Source organism: Paraburkholderia fungorum, from assembly GCF_046027215.1.
GTDB classification, from domain to species: Bacteria; Pseudomonadota; Gammaproteobacteria; order Burkholderiales; family Burkholderiaceae; genus Paraburkholderia; species Paraburkholderia fungorum_D.
The window spans coordinates 2,105,905-2,121,068 of the sequence record NZ_JAQQEN010000002.1; the positions used below are offsets into that span (position 1 = coordinate 2,105,905).

Here is a 15,164-nt window from a genome sequence, read left to right on the forward strand (position 1 = left end):
TGGCGGAGTTTGAAAGTGCACATCCGATCTGTTACGCCGCGACCCGCACGGGTTCATGGGTGTTGCGTCGCAATGCGATGCCGTTCGCGTCGAACAGGTGGCAGGCCGACGCCGGAACGCGAATGCTGATGCGCTCGCCCGAACCGGTCGTCGTATCGCCAGGCGCTTTGGCGACGAGCGTGCCGGCCGCGTGATCCGCGTGAATGTAGCTGTGCTCCCCGAGCCGTTCCGAGAACACCGTGACGCACTGAATGGCTTGCTCGTCGCCGTCGAGGCGCAGATGTTCCGGGCGCACGCCGAGTGAAACCGGCTGGCCGCGCGTGAGGCGCTGGCCGTCGACGTGCGCGACCAGTTGTTCGCCGCTTTTGGCGAGCGTGACCGTGACGCTGCCTGCGCCGATCGAGTCAACCGTGGCGTCGATGAAATTCATGCGCGGCGAGCCGATAAAGCCCGCAACAAAGCGCGACTTGGGGTGGTGATACAACTCGAGCGGCGCGCCGCTTTGCGCAATGCTGCCGTCGCGCTCCGCATCGGCGCCTGCGTGCAGCAGGACGATGCGGTCGGCGAGTGTCATGGCTTCGACCTGGTCGTGGGTCACATAGACCACGCTGGCGTTCGCAAAGCGCTGGTGCAGTCGCGCGATCTCGACACGCGTCTGACCGCGCAGCGCGGCGTCCAGATTCGACAGCGGTTCATCGAACAGGAACACGCCAGGTTCGCGCACGATAGCCCGGCCGATCGCGACGCGTTGCCGCTGGCCGCCGGACAGCGCTTTCGGATAGCGTTCGAGCAGGCTGTCCAGTTGCAGAATGCGCGCGGCTTCACGCACCTTCCGGCCGATCACGTCCTTGGGTTGCTTTGCGAGTTTCAGACCGAACGCCATGTTGTCGAACACGGTCATGTGCGGAAACAGCGCGTAGCTCTGGAATACCATCGCCACACCGCGGCCCGCAGCGGGAACATCGTTCACCAGACGTCCGCCGATATGCAACTCGCCTTCGCTCAGGTCTTCGAGGCCCGCGATCATTCTCAGCAGGGTCGACTTGCCGCAACCCGACGGTCCGAGAAAGACGCAGAACTCATGCTGCGCGATCTCGAGATTGACCTGGCGGATCACCGGCGGGTGGTCGCCATACGACTTCTGCACGTTCACAAGACGGATCGCCGCCATGCTGCCTCCTCCGGATTTAAACGCTTAAATCTGTTTGAAAAAAAACCGGCCGGCCCTTGCGTGGCAGCCATTTAATCGCTTAAATTCGGGGATGACGAAGAAATTCATGATGGGGTGTCTCGAATATGTTTTCCAGAAGTTATCAACCTCGCCGCCAGCTTGCAACATTTGAATCACATTCCCTGAATATGGGATAAGCAGAAAAATGGTCACCTTGTCTGAAGTTGCCAAGCGCGCGCACGTCACGGCGGCAACCGTTTCCAACGTACTGCGCAACCGCGAGAAAGTGCGCCCGGAAACCGCCGAACGCGTGCTGAAGGCCATTGCCGATCTCGGCTACCGGCCCAACCTGAACGCACGCGCGCTGGCCGAGGGCCGCTCGTCGACGCTGGCCTTGATGCTGTCGAATATCTCGAACCCGTTCTATCCCGAGTTCGTGCTCGCGGCCGAGCGCGCGGCGCGCAAGGCAGGCTACTTCCTGATGGTGTGCAATACGGACGACAACGCGGAGACCGGCCGCGCGTACCTGAACCAGATCGCGGGAACACTCGCGGACGGCGTCCTCGTGATGAACACGGACATCGCGATCAACGACCTGTGCGCATCGGCCATGCACAGCGCGCCGATCCTGCTGGCGATGTGGGAACACCCGGAGACGCCGCCCGCCCTGCCCTGCATCGCCGTGGATTTTGCGCACGCGGGCGCGCTGGCCGCGCAGCATCTGCTCGAGCTTGGCCATCGCCAGATCGGCATGCTGATTGGCGACGGCTGCGGCGGTTTGCAGGATGCGCGCTCCAATGGCTTTCGTGCGGCGACGCGCGCGGCCGGCATCGAAACGGACGCCGCCGCGATCCTGCAGATACGCGACTCGATCGACGCCGGCTACGCCGCCTGCATGCAACTGATGGCGAACCAGCCGCATCTGACGGCGATTTTCGCGACCAACGATCTACTGGCGATCGGCGCAGCGCAGGCGTTGATCACGCTGGGCCGCAAGGTGCCGGACGACGTGTCGGTGATCGGCATCACGGACATTCAACTCGCACACCAGGTCCACCCTGCGTTGACGACGGTGGCGATCCAGACCGCGGCCGTGGCGGAGTTGTCGATCAATAGTCTGATCCGGCTGATTCAGGCGCCCGGCCAGCAACCGTCGATGGTGCTGGCTCCGCCGCCGGAACTCGTCGTGCGCGCGTCGACGAGTCGGCGGCGGCGGGGATGAAGCTGGCGGTCGATTCACTGCTGCGATCCGCAATTTTGCATTGCCGCCGTCTGTGCGGCAGCACACACAACAATCACTTCTCTCGCTGAATCACTTGTGTGCGCAAGCAAACTTTACTTCTGGCGAAGATCTGCCGTCATTCTTTCCGAAAAGTGCTTTTTGTTGTCCGGCTCCGCGCTCTCAAACGGCATTAACTGAAAGCTGTTTGTTGTCCTCGCACCCTGGCAGTGATCCCGCCTGACTATTCCCCACGCCCTTGATCGAAAGCGCGGGTAGTCCCGACGATATCCATTCGCGGAGTCCGAAATGAAACGCGCTCTTCTGATGCTTGTGCGCGTCGGTGGCATGCTGTTTGGCACCGCCCACGCCCAAAGCACATTGACCATTAGCGGAACGACGTACGCATACTGCGCAACCGAGGGACAGTACTGTTCCTTCTCCGGCTCGGCGAAGGTCATCTACGGTACGACTTCGCCTTCGCTTCAATACGACATCAACGGTCCGTTCACGGGCGGCGTGCAATGTTCAACAGGGTCGGTGTCGAGTACGGACCCGGCGTATGGTTATCAGAAGAGTTGCTGGTACGCGAATAGCGCGACACCGACTCCTACGCCTGCTCCCACACCCACCCCTGCGCCGACACCCACGCCGCCCGCCGCATGGATGCGATGCGCCGTCGAGAACGCGTACTGCTCGTTCACCGGAACGACGACTGTGCTGTATGGCGCCAGCACTACCTCACAGAACGTCACCCGGACGTTCACAAACGGCACCACTTGCAACAATGCTGCATTCGGCACTGATCCGGCATTTGGCAGCACGAAATCCTGCTGGATTCCTATGAAGGGGGCGGCACCGACGCCGACGCCGACGCCGGCACCGACTCCGACACCGACTCCGACACCGACACCGACACCGACACCGATACCGACACCAACGCCAACGCCAACGCCAACGCCAACACCAACACCAACGCCAACGCCAACGCCAACGCCAACGCCAACACCAACACCAACACCAACACCAACACCAACACCAACACCAACACCAACACCAACACCAACACCAACACCAACACCAACACCAACACCAACACCAACACCAACACCAACACCAACACCAACACCAACACCAACACCAACACCAACACCAACACCAACACCAACACCAACACCAACACCGTCAGGCTCCATCACCTGCACGACACCGACCAGCAAAGCCGGCGGCACAGCCCAGGGTTTGATCGCCACCGACACGCCGAGCAGCGACGGTACGCGCCTCTTCAATCAGCGCAGTGCGTTCCAGGTCGCGTTCGTCACCGCGGCAACATCGGCGGATACGGTCATCTGGTCGATGCAGGATCAACTGGGCAACATCAAGGGCAGCGGCTCGTTCGCGGTGGCGAGCGGCACGCGGACCAGTACGCTGTCGTGCCAAAGCGCCATCGCCGGCTACTTCGCGATCACGGCGACGCTGTCGCGCGCCGGCGGCACGTTGCCGCAAGCCGGTACGCGCCCAACCGGCATCGCCACGTTCGGCATTCTGCCGAACCTGTCCGGCACGCTACCGGCCGTGAGCTACGCGCGTCAGGAGCAGCACCGTTTCGGCATGCAGGGATTCAACGACAACGGCCCCATGCTCACCGCCCTCGGCATCTCGCAGACCATCGACGACCGGCAACTCTCCGCAATGGAACCCAATGCCGCCAATACGTGGACACCGTCGCTATCCGATCTCGATCCGTTCTACACGAATGGCAAGATCATGCGGCTCATCCGGCTGGACGGCATTCCTGCATGGGCAAGCCCGACGGGTGCCTTCCAGGACGACACCAACCCACCCTCGAATGAAACCTACTATCGGAACTACATGGCGCGCGTCGGCACCGATAGCGCTGCGATCCGCAAACGGTACTTCCCGAATCAGCAGAACAATTACTACCAGGTGACGTGGGAGCCTCAATGGGCTGACTCGACCGCCAACTTCATCGCGATGTATGCCGCCGTTTATGCGGGATTGCACTCGACGGATCCCAATGCGGTTGTGATGGGTACGAGCAATGTCTTCCCCGCGAACTGCGTGACGCAATGCACACAAGGGTATCTCGCGACCTATGCGCCACTCGGGATCGGCAAATACATCGACGGCGTGACAACGCACGGCTACTACAACGCCGGCACATTCGCCGGCCATCCTCCGGAGCAATACGACACCGATCCGAATCCCGCCAATGTCGCCAATGCCCTCGATCAGCAGATGAAAGCGCTGCGCGCGCAAATGCAGACGGTCAAGCCGAACATGCGCCTGTGGGTCACTGAACTCGGCATCACCTACGATGCGGACGCCGCCTACGGCGCGACCTATCCGCCGGCTAACCAGCTCTACGCGCAGGCTGCGGTCGCGTTGCGCGCGCATCTGATCATGCTCGGCGAAGGCGCGCAGGTCACCTACTTCTTCTATGGCGCGGACTATCCGGTGGACGTGGGCATCGGCACGTTCTTCGATCTTACGAATCCGCAGGGACAATACGGTGCAACCAATCTCAGCCCGAAACCGGAAGCACTCGCCTTCGCGGCACTCACGCGTGTTATAGACGGAACGCAGACACTGGGCCGTCTCAACGGCCTGCCTTCGATGGTCTATGGCTATGCGTTCCAGCAACTGAACTCAGGCGCTGTGATCGCAGCGCTATGGACGCACAACAATTCGAACTGGCCGACCTCGTCGGGCACCTACAGTTCGACCTATAGCACGTCATACGCGTTGACCGTAGGCTCGACCGGCACCAGCGGACACGTGACGGTGATCGACATGATGGGCAATCCAACGTCCGTGGCGTACACGAATGGCATCGTGAATCTCACGTTGACCGAGTCGCCGGTTTACGTGGTGCTGGCGAACCCGAATGCCATACGGGGAAAGTACACCGCGCCGGTGGGTTATACCGGACAATAGATCAGTCGTGTTAATGACCGTTGGATGAAACTCAAGCAGCCCGCCAACCCCACATGGAGACAGGCAATGAGCACAACGCTGGTTCCCGACAATACCTTGATCACAGCAACGCCGGAAGAAGGACGGCAGCTTGCAATAAAAATGGCGCGGCTTGTCATCAAGGCCACGCAACCTGACGACAGCATTCGCAGCAAACTGCGCGACATCTATGCGAACGACGCCGCGATGCTCATCCAGGCTGGCCATGTCGTTGCAATCGAATTTGCAACCATTGCAGCCGCCAATAACTACTGGCGCACTTAGTACGTAATAAATCCGGCCGCGAAACGCTCCGCAGCCGGATTTATCATGCGCCTGTCGAGCGCCAAAGCCGCCTCAAAAAGCTATGTTCCGCTCCCACCAACGCGCCATTCACATACTCCTGCAAACGTAGGCACACTTACTGAATTGGCGAATACGGCGTACTCGTCCGCTGTGGTCAATCGGGACCCTTCATCGCCGAAATGTACTTCGCGCGCGGCCTCAGCATGAAGGCTTGTGTGCGCTGCTCCACCACGTGCGCAACCCAGCCGGCAGTCCGGGCAATGACCCACAGCGCGGTGGCGCTGCCATTCGGCAGACCCAGCGCGCGCGTCAAGGCGACCAGCCCGATCGCGAGACCGGGCGTCATGCCAGCCTGCTTTTTCACGCGTTCGAGAAAGCCAACGATATTGCGCACGGACTCGCGCGACTTTCCACATGCCTGCGCCAGCGAGAGCAATAGCTCCGCGCGGGGATCGCCGTGCGGGTACAGCGGATGGTTGAACCCAAACAGGCTGGCACCGTAGGCGCGAACGGTATCGCATTTCGCTTCCAGCGCACTTTGCGTGCACACATCGAAGAGTTGCGTTTCCACGCGCTCCGTCACCGCGCCGGTGGAATAACCAACGTGCGCGCTGATCGCCGCGGCGATGCAGTTGCATAGCCCCGCATCGATCGATGCTGCGACGCGGGCCGCCAGCGTGGCCGGCGCCAGTTCGTGATCGGCGAGGATCACCAGCGCTGCGTTGATCGTGCGCACCGCTTCCGGCGTGACGCGAGCGCCGCTCGCGCGCAATACGTAGGAGGCCAGCGACTCGCCTCGCTCGCGCGCAGCGTGCCGGCCTTCGCGGGACACGAATCCCATGCATCCTGCGAACACCTGCAGGAGCAGCCGCGCGGTCTGTACCGTCGTACCGTCCGCCATCTCGCGCTGATCGCGCCCGCGCATGCCTAGCGCAAGCGACACCATCGCCATCAGACTGCCGATATCGCCGGGCACGACGGCCTTCGCGTGCGCGGCAAGCAGCGCCTGTACGTCTTTCGGTATGTCCGCATTGGGCCAATCGCCCTGAGTCTCCTGCCAGACACCGGTAATCAGGAAATGGACGACGATTTCGAATGGGTAGCCGGCCTGCGCGATATCCAACGCCACCCGATTGCGATACACCGGCCCGCGCTCGCCGATGTAGGTAATCGACGAATTGACCACCGGCTCGCCCCAGCGCATCGATGCGCCCGCCACCACGGATCGCGGCACCCTGCCCCGGCCGCGCGCGGCAAACCGTTCAATGTCGTCGCGCGAATAGAGGTGCTTGTTCGTTCCTTCGGCAGGAATGCTTCGTATCAGGCCACGGCTGACATACGAATAAAGCGTGGCGGTTTTCACACCGAGCGTTTCGAGCGCTTCGTCCCGGCTCAGAAAATCTTTGCGAATCTTCATAGTCGATTTTAAAAATCAATCTTGATCAATGTAGTCCAGCTTAATAGCATTCACATCGAGAAATCAAGATTCCTCGCGCCGAACAGCCAGCCAGCGCCGGACATCACGCTCCCGGCCTCCGCTGCGCCGCAACCCTGCACGCGTACCGCGACTTCTTCAGGAGACAACAATGAGCACCCTTCCCCACGAAGGTCCCATGCCGACGGCGGCCGTCACTGCCGATCCGGTGACATGGCACGTCGACGACATGCCGTGGACCCCGTTGACCGGTCTGTTTATTCAGAAGTCCGGTTACAAGACCGTCGCCGACATTGACTACACCGGCAGCGCGTACAGCATCGAGCTCACGTCGGTTGCACCCGGCGGCTCCTCGCCGACGCATGTGGAGCCGCATTCGCACCTCTTCTATGTCCTGTCGGGCTACGGCGAGGTGACCGTCGCGGATGAAGTCCAGCATGTGCGTGCCGGATCGGTCAGCCCGATTTCCGCCGGCGTGCCGCATTCGTTTCGTAATCTCGGCGACGATGCACTCGAAATGCTGGTCGTCTATCACCCGCCGCGCATGCGTCCCAAAGCGGGGACGACGTTGCGAGCCGTCGTGCACGCGATCCGCAGGGAAGCACGGCGCGTCGTGAGTGTCGAATTGCGGCCGCACAAAGGTGCAAAATTCCCTTTGTTCGACGCGGGCTCGCATATCGATCTTCATCTGCCGGAAGGTGTGATCCGCAGCTATTCGCTGTGCAATCCACCGGGAGAGGAAGGACGCTATGTGGTCGGCGTGCTCAATGTTCATGATGGCCGCGGTGGCTCGCGCCATATTCACGAACACCTGCGCGTCGGCAGCGACATCGAAATCTCCCGACCGCGCAATAACTTTGCCTTGCACGAAAACGCCGCGCATAGCGTGCTGATTGCCGGCGGCATTGGCATCACGCCGATTCTGAGCATGGCGCAACGGCTGCAGGCACTCGGCCGCCCGGCAGAGATCCTATATTGCGCGCGCTCACGCGACGAAGCAGCCTTTGTGGAACAGATCGGGGCGTTAGGCCTGCCTGTGACATGGCACTTCTCGGATGAACAAAGCGGCGAAGCCGATCTGAAGCGCTTTATCGCCGCGCGCCCCGCGGATGCTCACTACTACGCCTGCGGCCCCGCCCGCATGCTGGACGACTTCGAGCAACTGTGCGGCGAGCTTGGCCGCGAACACGCGCACGTCGAAAGATTCAGCGCGCGCGATGTGCCGGCGCAGGCGAGCACGAAATACGAAGTCGAATTGCGCCGCTCAGGCCGGCGTCTCGACGTCCATCCCGACAAAACCCTGCTGCAGACCCTCCTCGATGCCGGCATCCAGGTCGATCACAGCTGCACGCAAGGGGTGTGTGGCGCATGCAAGACACGGGTACTGGCGGGCGAACCTGAGCATCGCGACTCTGTTCTAAGCGCAGCCGAGCGCGCCAGCAACAACGCGATGACGGTATGCGTGTCCGGCTGCAAGCGCGGCCCTCTGGTCCTCGATCTCTGAAGCCCCGACCGCCGGTCAGGACTTCGTCCAAGCAGGAGAGCAACATCATGAGTAGTGCACGAAGCATTTCCCAATGGAAAGAATTCATTGGTGGTTGTCTGGATTTTCGTCCGGTGGGAGCGATCAAACAGTGGCTCGCCGAACAGCCTGTCGAAGACTTCCGCCTGCACTACGAGAAGTTCAGCGACAGCAATTCGGCTCGCGCGGCATAAGCGATCAATGCACGGGATCACGCATGGAAGCGGTAATGGATGGTGCGGCGCTCGACGCCGCCTGGCCGTGGTCGACCATGAAAATGGCGGCCGCCGCGATGCATGCGGGCAGCGCGATCGCGAAGAAATCGTGGCGCAGCGGCAGATCCATCCCCACCAGTGCGCCGATGAAAATCGGCGCCGTGATTGCTCCGAGACGCCCTACCCCCAAGGCGATGCCCACACCCGTCGCTCGCACCGTGATCGGATAGAACTGGCCCGCATAAGCAATGGTGACAATCTGGTTGCCGATCGTCGCTGCTCCGGCCAGACCGACCACGAACATCAGCAGCACACCCGGCAACGGAAAACCGAGCAAGGCGATCGATACAGCCGCGCTCAGGTACATGCCGACAAGCACGTATTTGATGTGAAAACGGTCAGCGAGCCAGCCGCCGCCAATCGCCCCGACCAGCGCACCAATGTTCAGCACGAGCACGAAGGTCATCGCCGAGCCCAGACTGTAACCGGCGCCGGACATCAGCTTCACCAGCCAGGAACTCAGCGCGTAGACCATGAACAGACACATGAAGCAGGCAATCCAGAACATCAAGGTACTCAGCGCACGGCCAAGCTGAAACAGTTGCAGGGGGTTCGCGCTCGTGCGTTGCTTGCCGTCACCGAGCAGATAGACGTCGCCGGGAAGCGGTTGATGTTGCGGATCGACCTTGCGCAACACGCGCTGCAACGCGTCGACGTGCCCGGCGTTCAGCAGATAGGGCATCGAATCCGGCAACCACTTCAACACGCAGGGTACGAGCAGAATCGGCAAGCCGCCCGCGAGAAACACCGCCGGCCAGCCGTGCGTCTGAATGACCGCTTTGCCAATCAGCGCGGCCAGCATCCCCCCAACCGAATAGCCGCTGAACATCAGCGCCACCATCGTGCTGCGCACCCGGCGTGGCGCATATTCGGTCATCTGCGCGACCACATTCGGCATCACGCCGCCCATGCCGAGCCCGGCGATGAAGCGGCTTATACCGAACGTCCACGGGTTGTGGGTAAGCCCGGCCGCCGCGGTAAATACGCTGAACAGCCCGAGGCACAACGCGATCGTCCGGCGCCGTCCGATCTTTTCGGCGAGTGCGCCGAACAGCAGATTGCCGAACATCATGCCGAACAACGCGGCGCTCACCATCACCCCGGCCCGCGCCGGTGCGATCGACATGTCGCGCATGATCGACGGCAGCACAATGCCTGCAACAGCGAGATCGTAGCCGTCGAAAATGATCATCAGGGCGCACCAGAACAGCACGGACCAGTGGAACCGGTTAAGGGGCGCATCGTCGGTGAAATGCTGAAGGTCTATCGAACGCATGGAATGATTGCCACCGTGGGAGTTGAAGTCACCGCATCAGGCTTGCGGCGCGTAAGTGCGCCGGAAATCGCGTGGATTGCTACCGGACGCGGCAAAAGAGTTTCGCCGGATGAGGTTTGTGTACCGCCGGGGGCGAGCCGCCTCCAGCCGGCCACGCGGCGTACCGGTATCGGTCAGGAATCAGAAGCGATGCCGGATTCCGGCGCGTACGCCGATCTGCCTGTCGGTCGTGGATGGCGAAAAACCGCTGACGCTCGCCACCGCCTGCTGACCAATCGAATCGACACCGCTTGCGCGTTGCAGCACGGTCAGTGCATACAGGTCGGTGCGCTTCGAGAGGCTGTAGATCGCACCAAAGTCGAGCTGCAAGTATTTCGCGCCGCCGTCGTCCTGCACTGCGGTGCGGCGCGTGTAGTCAAACGCCGCGCCGAGCAGCAGCGCGGGCGTGACATACGATCGCACGCTCAGTTCCGCGCTCAGGAAGTTGGTGTCGCCGCGATAGCCGCGCGGATTCGGTGCGCTGGTTCCGCCAAGGCCGGAGAAACGCGTGTCGGTGACGATGGCGGCCACCGTCGCGCCGCTGAAGTTCAGCGCCAGTCCGCCGCCGATCAGCTGCAGCGTCTTCGCGGACGCATAGCCCGCATAGACCGGATTACTCTGCGCGGCGGAGGGCGAGCCGAGCGAGCCGATATTGTCGACCGTGGCAACGCCCTTGTTCGGCGTATTGCCGTAAAACGACACGTTCGGATCGCGCGCGTTCAGGTAGCCGACGCCCGCCGAGACGAGACCATTGGCATAACTGCCGCCAAGCGACCAGATCTGGTTGGTGCCCACGCTGCCGGCCACGCCACCGAGGCTGTACATCCCTTCGGCGCTGAAGCCCGCGTATCGGTTGCTGCTGAACTTGATCGCGTTGTTCACACGATTGGTGTTCGAGAGGTTGTCGACGTCATCGGGATGCGAGCCCATGTAGCCCGCGAAGGTGCCGGGAGCGGACAACGGCTGAAGCGATTCGAGGTACGGGTCGTACTGGCGGCCAATGGTGAGCGTGCCCAGAGACGACGAAACGAGACCGACATACGCCTGACGCCCGAATTCAGCGCCGCCTTGCGCGAGCACGCCCGTATTGGCCATGAATCCGTTCTCGAGGACAAAGACCGTTTTCAGGCCACCGCCCAGCTCCTCGCTGCCGCGCAAGCCCCAACGGCTGCCGCTCAATCCCGTGGCATGCGCGTCGGTCATGGCGATCTGGCCTGCGCCCGTGAGATGGCCAGGCTGACCGCTCGTTTGTGCGTTATTCGTGTACTGCACGCCGATATCGATCAACCCGTACAACAGCACGCTGCTCTGTGCATGCGCGCCCGTACAGGCCAGTACCAGGGACACGGCAAATATGCGCCTCATTATCCGATCTCCATCATTTATATAGTATGACTACGTATTGCGTCTCTGTTCCGGTTGGCGATGAGCGTGGTTCGCATCGTCAATGCATCGCTTCGGTAGCAGATAGTAGGAAGTCGCCGTCGCGCTCGTCCAACACCAGATTTAAATACTTTGATACCTTCGAGGCATAAATGGACCTGCGCCAGCTTCGCTACTTCATGGCGGTCGCCGAAGAACAGAATTTTTCGCGCGCGGCCGAGCGCCTGCATATGACACAGCCGCCTCTGAGCCGGCAAATGCAAATGCTCGAGGAGGAAATCGGTGTGCCGCTGTTCGTGCGCGGCGCGCGGCCGTTGAAGATGACCGAGGCCGGCCGCATCCTCTACGAGAAGGCGCCCCGCGTGCTCAACGAAGCGGACGGGCTCGCCCCGTTGACGCGGCAACTGGCCCGGACCGTTCAGCGAATCGTGATCGGCTTCGTGCCGTCGACGTTGTATGGGCCGTTACCTGAAGCCATTCGTGCGTTTCGTGCGATGTCGCCGAATATCGAGCTGACGCTCGTCGAAATGTTCTCGCTGGAGCAAGCGGAAGCGCTCAAGGCGGCGCGCATCGATATCGGTTTGGGACGTGTACGTCGCGACGACGATCAGATCGCGCGCGAAGTGCTGGTCGAAGAACCCATGATCGCGGCACTGCCGCACACCCATCCGCTCGCGCAGGAAGACGCCCCGCTCACGTTGGCGGGGCTTGCGCGTGAGACCCTGATTGTCTACCCGAGCCAGCCGAGACCCAGTTACGCAGACCAGCAGATCGCCGCGCTGCGCGATCACGCACTAGAGCCGTATGCGGTGCATGAAGTGAAGGAACTGCAAACGGCGCTCGGTCTCGTCGCCGCGGAGATGGGTGTTTGTCTGGTGCCGGCCAGCGTGGCTGGCTTGCGGGCGCGTGGCGTGGTCTATCGTCAGCTGGAGAATGCGAATGTCACGTCGCCGATCATTCTGAGCCGTCGCGCGCAGGACCGCTCCATCACAAACGATCTCTTCTGTTCTGTCGCACGTGAGCTGTTCCGGACCATGTGAAGCACAGGCCGGCAGTACCTTCAGCGAACTTAACCTCAGTCTGCTCTGCGCCGCGACGAAATCGCCGAAGCGGTCGATATCACCAGATCGGCAAAACGCCGTTCGTCGCGATCGGCTTGCCAACGCGGTCGCGAGACAGCGATATTCACTGCGCCGACCCCGCGGCCATGCGCATTCGTAATCGCCGCTGCCGTTGAGATATCGCTGACGAAGTACTCGTCTTCGGTATGCGCGTAGCCCTGCTTGCGGATCTGCGCGATCCGATCCTTGATCTTGCGCGGCTGATAGACAGTTGCCGCCGTGTAGGCCACCAGATTCGTGCGGGCAAGAATATCGTCGATCTCGCCGTCGTCTAACGTGGCGAGAATCGCAAGCCCGGGAGCCGTGCAATACGCCGGCAGCCGCGAACCGGTAATCACATGCGCATTGAAAACATTCCGGCTGACAATACGCAGCACGAATACGATATCCGTGTCGTCCAGAACGGTCAGATTGGTCGCCTCCTCGGTCTCGGACCCGAGTTGCTGCAAATAAGGCGTTGCGCGGCTCACTAGGTCGTTCGAGGTCAGATAGTGATAGGTGAAGTCGAGCAGCTTCGGCGACAATTCGTACTTGCGGCTTTCCGGATCTTTGCTCAGATAGCCGAGCGCGGCGAGCGTGAACGTGAAACGCTGCGTCGCGCTCATGTCGAAGCCGGTTAGCGCGGCGATCTCCGAGAGCGACAACTGCCGTTTGCTGCCGTCGAACGCGGTGAGAACGGTCATCGCTTTCTCCACCGATTGAACGTACAGCGAAGACGCCGTTGGATCGGCGGCTTCCTGAACGGCAGTCGAGTCGCTCTTTTTCTTACGCGGAGTTTTGGGCAGCGCAGTGGTCACGATGAAAAGCCTGTTGGTTCTAACAGAACTGAATTATCGCATGAAGATATTAGTCTATCTATACGCAATAATTTCCATCACGCGATGACGTTGCCCGCCCGGTCCCATGCATCACTGACATCGCGCGCGAGCAGGTGCTTTTTAATCCGTTCACTGGGCGTCAGCTCGAAGTGAGCAACCGCCCGATAGTAGCGCGGTAACTGAAAGCTGGCGAGCCGTTCGGCCGCCCACGCGTGGATCGACTCCCAGTCGACGGCGGCGTCCCTGAATTGCACGTTCAGCAGAATGTCCTGCTCGCCGATCTCCGAAGCCACGCCAATCGCCGCGCTGGCAAGAATCGCGGGATGCTGCGCGAACACGCGCTCGATCTCCCAGGCCGAGACGTTCTCGCCGCGCACGCGCATGCTGTCCGTGCGACGGCCGACAAAGAACAGATCGCCATCGGCATCGCGCCGCGCGCTATCGCCGGTATGCAGCTTGCCATTGCGTAGCGCGGCACGGGTGGCGTCGCTGTTCTTCAGGTAAGTCGGCAGGAAAGTGCCTTCCACCCGGCTCGACAGCACGATTTCGCCGATCTCGCCGTCCGCTACCGGTACACCGTTTTCGTCGAGCAATTCCAGCTCGATCCACGGTAACGCCCGGCCGATCGAACCGGGTTTGCCGTTCGCGTTCAGCGTCGCAAAACTCGAACACTCGGTCATGCCATAGCACTCGCGCAGCTTGACCTGCAGGCGCGATTCAATGGCCGCCCAGGCCGTTGGACTGACGCCCGCGCCCCATGCAACGCGAATCGTGTGTGCGTCGGGTTGGGCGCGCTCGGGAAGCTGCATCAGAATATCCAGCACGCCGCCGAGATAGTGCAGTTGCGTTGCGCGTGAGTGGGCGATCTGCGCCCAGAATTGCGTGGCGGAGAAACGCGGCACGACTTGCAGCTCAACCGCTTCGAGAAACGGCAGCAGGAGCATCTGCGCGCCGCCGATATGACACAGCGGTTCCCACAGGAACAGCTTGTCGCCCGGGCGTACATCCGCCACCTGCATGGCGGCCTCGCTGGCGATTCGCATCATCCGGTGCGTAAAAACGACGCCCTTCGGCGCGCCGGTCGTACCGGACGTATAGATCACGCACAGCGGATCGAACGGTTCAATGCGGAGGGCCGACAGTGTGGCGCTGATATCGTCCGGATCGAACGCGGGCACTTCGACTTTGCGCGCCGCGCCGGAGTCCACGCCGTTGATCACCTCATCGAACATGGGTTCCGATACGAGGAGCTTCGGTTCAGCGTGCCCAAGCAAATACTCGAGCCCTGCCCGGCGCAGCTTCGTATTGACCGGCACCCACACGAGTCCACTGACGATCAGCGCGTAGATCAGATGGATATGCTCCGGGCTATTGCCGAGCATGACGGCCACGCGATCGCCCGGTACCAGCTTCTGTTCGGCGAACCAGCGTTGCAGCTGGGCGATGCGTTGCGCGGCTTCGGCGCAGGTAACGGCCTGCTGGTCGAAATGGAGTACGGTGCTTGCGGCTCTGCCGCTCAGGCCGGCGACGATCAGCGGCGCGCAGTCCAGTTCATCCTGCGGGTGACGTTGGGCGAAGTATTCAGAGTAGCTGTGCATGGTAAATAGAATGAAAGCTCGGCTG

At 61.6% G+C, this 15,164-nt stretch carries 13 protein-coding genes and 1 pseudogene; 7 read left to right on the forward strand and 7 right to left on the reverse strand.

The features are described from left to right. Window positions 1-31: 31 nt before the first annotated feature. Window positions 32-1,171: an ABC transporter ATP-binding protein gene (locus tag PQR27_RS29940; RefSeq protein WP_408527196.1), complete on the reverse strand. Its 1,140-nt coding sequence runs from the start codon at window positions 1,169-1,171 to the stop codon at window positions 32-34. Window positions 1,172-1,376: 205 nt separating this feature from the next. Between PQR27_RS29940 and PQR27_RS29945 the strand changes: the two genes are divergently transcribed. Next, the gene (locus PQR27_RS29945) at window positions 1,377-2,393 is read left to right on the forward strand and encodes a LacI family DNA-binding transcriptional regulator (RefSeq protein ID WP_408527197.1); all 1,017 of its coding nucleotides are present in this window, start codon (window positions 1,377-1,379) and stop codon (window positions 2,391-2,393) included. A 566-nt stretch (window positions 2,394-2,959) separates the two neighbouring features. Here the strand turns inward: PQR27_RS29945 and PQR27_RS39410 are convergent. Then, window positions 2,960-3,643, reverse strand: a complete 684-nt coding sequence (locus PQR27_RS39410; protein WP_459251663.1) for a hypothetical protein — start codon at window positions 3,641-3,643, stop codon at window positions 2,960-2,962. Between PQR27_RS39410 and PQR27_RS29950 the strand changes: the two genes are divergently transcribed. Together PQR27_RS29950 and PQR27_RS29955 are read left to right on the forward strand one after the other, a co-directional pair. Continuing rightward, on the forward strand, window positions 3,633-5,348 hold the full coding sequence (locus tag PQR27_RS29950; RefSeq protein ID WP_459251664.1) for a hypothetical protein: 1,716 nt from the start codon (window positions 3,633-3,635) through the stop codon (window positions 5,346-5,348). The two genes, PQR27_RS39410 and PQR27_RS29950, sit on opposite strands and share 11 nt — an antisense overlap. A gap of 66 nt (window positions 5,349-5,414) precedes the next feature. Then, complete coding sequence (locus PQR27_RS29955; protein ID WP_408527198.1) at window positions 5,415-5,651, forward strand: hexameric tyrosine-coordinated heme protein; 237 nt, start codon at window positions 5,415-5,417, stop codon at window positions 5,649-5,651. 175 nt (window positions 5,652-5,826) lie between these two features. Here PQR27_RS29955 and PQR27_RS29960 read toward each other — a convergent pair whose 3' ends face one another. After that, on the reverse strand, window positions 5,827-7,089 hold the full coding sequence (locus PQR27_RS29960) for a citrate synthase (RefSeq protein ID WP_408527199.1): 1,263 nt from the start codon (window positions 7,087-7,089) through the stop codon (window positions 5,827-5,829). A 247-nt stretch (window positions 7,090-7,336) separates the two neighbouring features. Here PQR27_RS29960 and PQR27_RS29965 point away from each other — a divergent pair. The 3 genes and pseudogenes from PQR27_RS29965 to PQR27_RS29975 all read left to right on the forward strand — a co-directional run. Then, window positions 7,337-7,642, forward strand: a pseudogene (locus PQR27_RS29965) (cupin domain-containing protein); the annotation flags it as partial. 9 nt (window positions 7,643-7,651) lie between these two features. Continuing rightward, window positions 7,652-8,611, forward strand: a complete 960-nt coding sequence (locus PQR27_RS29970) for a PDR/VanB family oxidoreductase (protein ID WP_408528344.1) — start codon at window positions 7,652-7,654, stop codon at window positions 8,609-8,611. Between the two features lie 47 nt (window positions 8,612-8,658). Beyond that, window positions 8,659-8,823, forward strand: coding sequence for a hypothetical protein (locus tag PQR27_RS29975; protein WP_408527200.1), 165 nt, complete (start codon window positions 8,659-8,661; stop codon window positions 8,821-8,823). A gap of 4 nt (window positions 8,824-8,827) precedes the next feature. On the opposite strand, the gene PQR27_RS29980 is transcribed toward PQR27_RS29975, so the two are convergent. Further along, complete coding sequence (locus PQR27_RS29980) at window positions 8,828-10,180, reverse strand: MFS transporter (protein ID WP_408527201.1); 1,353 nt, start codon at window positions 10,178-10,180, stop codon at window positions 8,828-8,830. A 180-nt stretch (window positions 10,181-10,360) separates the two neighbouring features. After that, window positions 10,361-11,587, reverse strand: a complete 1,227-nt coding sequence (locus PQR27_RS29985) for a porin (protein WP_408528345.1) — start codon at window positions 11,585-11,587, stop codon at window positions 10,361-10,363. A gap of 167 nt (window positions 11,588-11,754) precedes the next feature. Between PQR27_RS29985 and PQR27_RS29990 the strand changes: the two genes are divergently transcribed. Beyond that, window positions 11,755-12,642, forward strand: coding sequence for a LysR family transcriptional regulator (locus tag PQR27_RS29990; protein ID WP_408527202.1), 888 nt, complete (start codon window positions 11,755-11,757; stop codon window positions 12,640-12,642). Between the two features lie 35 nt (window positions 12,643-12,677). On the opposite strand, the gene PQR27_RS29995 is transcribed toward PQR27_RS29990, so the two are convergent. Then, entirely contained in the window at window positions 12,678-13,520 is an 843-nt protein-coding gene (locus PQR27_RS29995; protein ID WP_408527203.1) for an IclR family transcriptional regulator, read from the reverse strand. Window positions 13,521-13,597: 77 nt separating this feature from the next. Further along, window positions 13,598-15,139 (reverse strand): AMP-binding protein, encoded by a 1,542-nt coding sequence (locus PQR27_RS30000; RefSeq protein WP_408527204.1) that lies wholly within the window; start codon window positions 15,137-15,139, stop codon window positions 13,598-13,600. Between the last annotated feature and the right edge of the window lie 25 nt (window positions 15,140-15,164).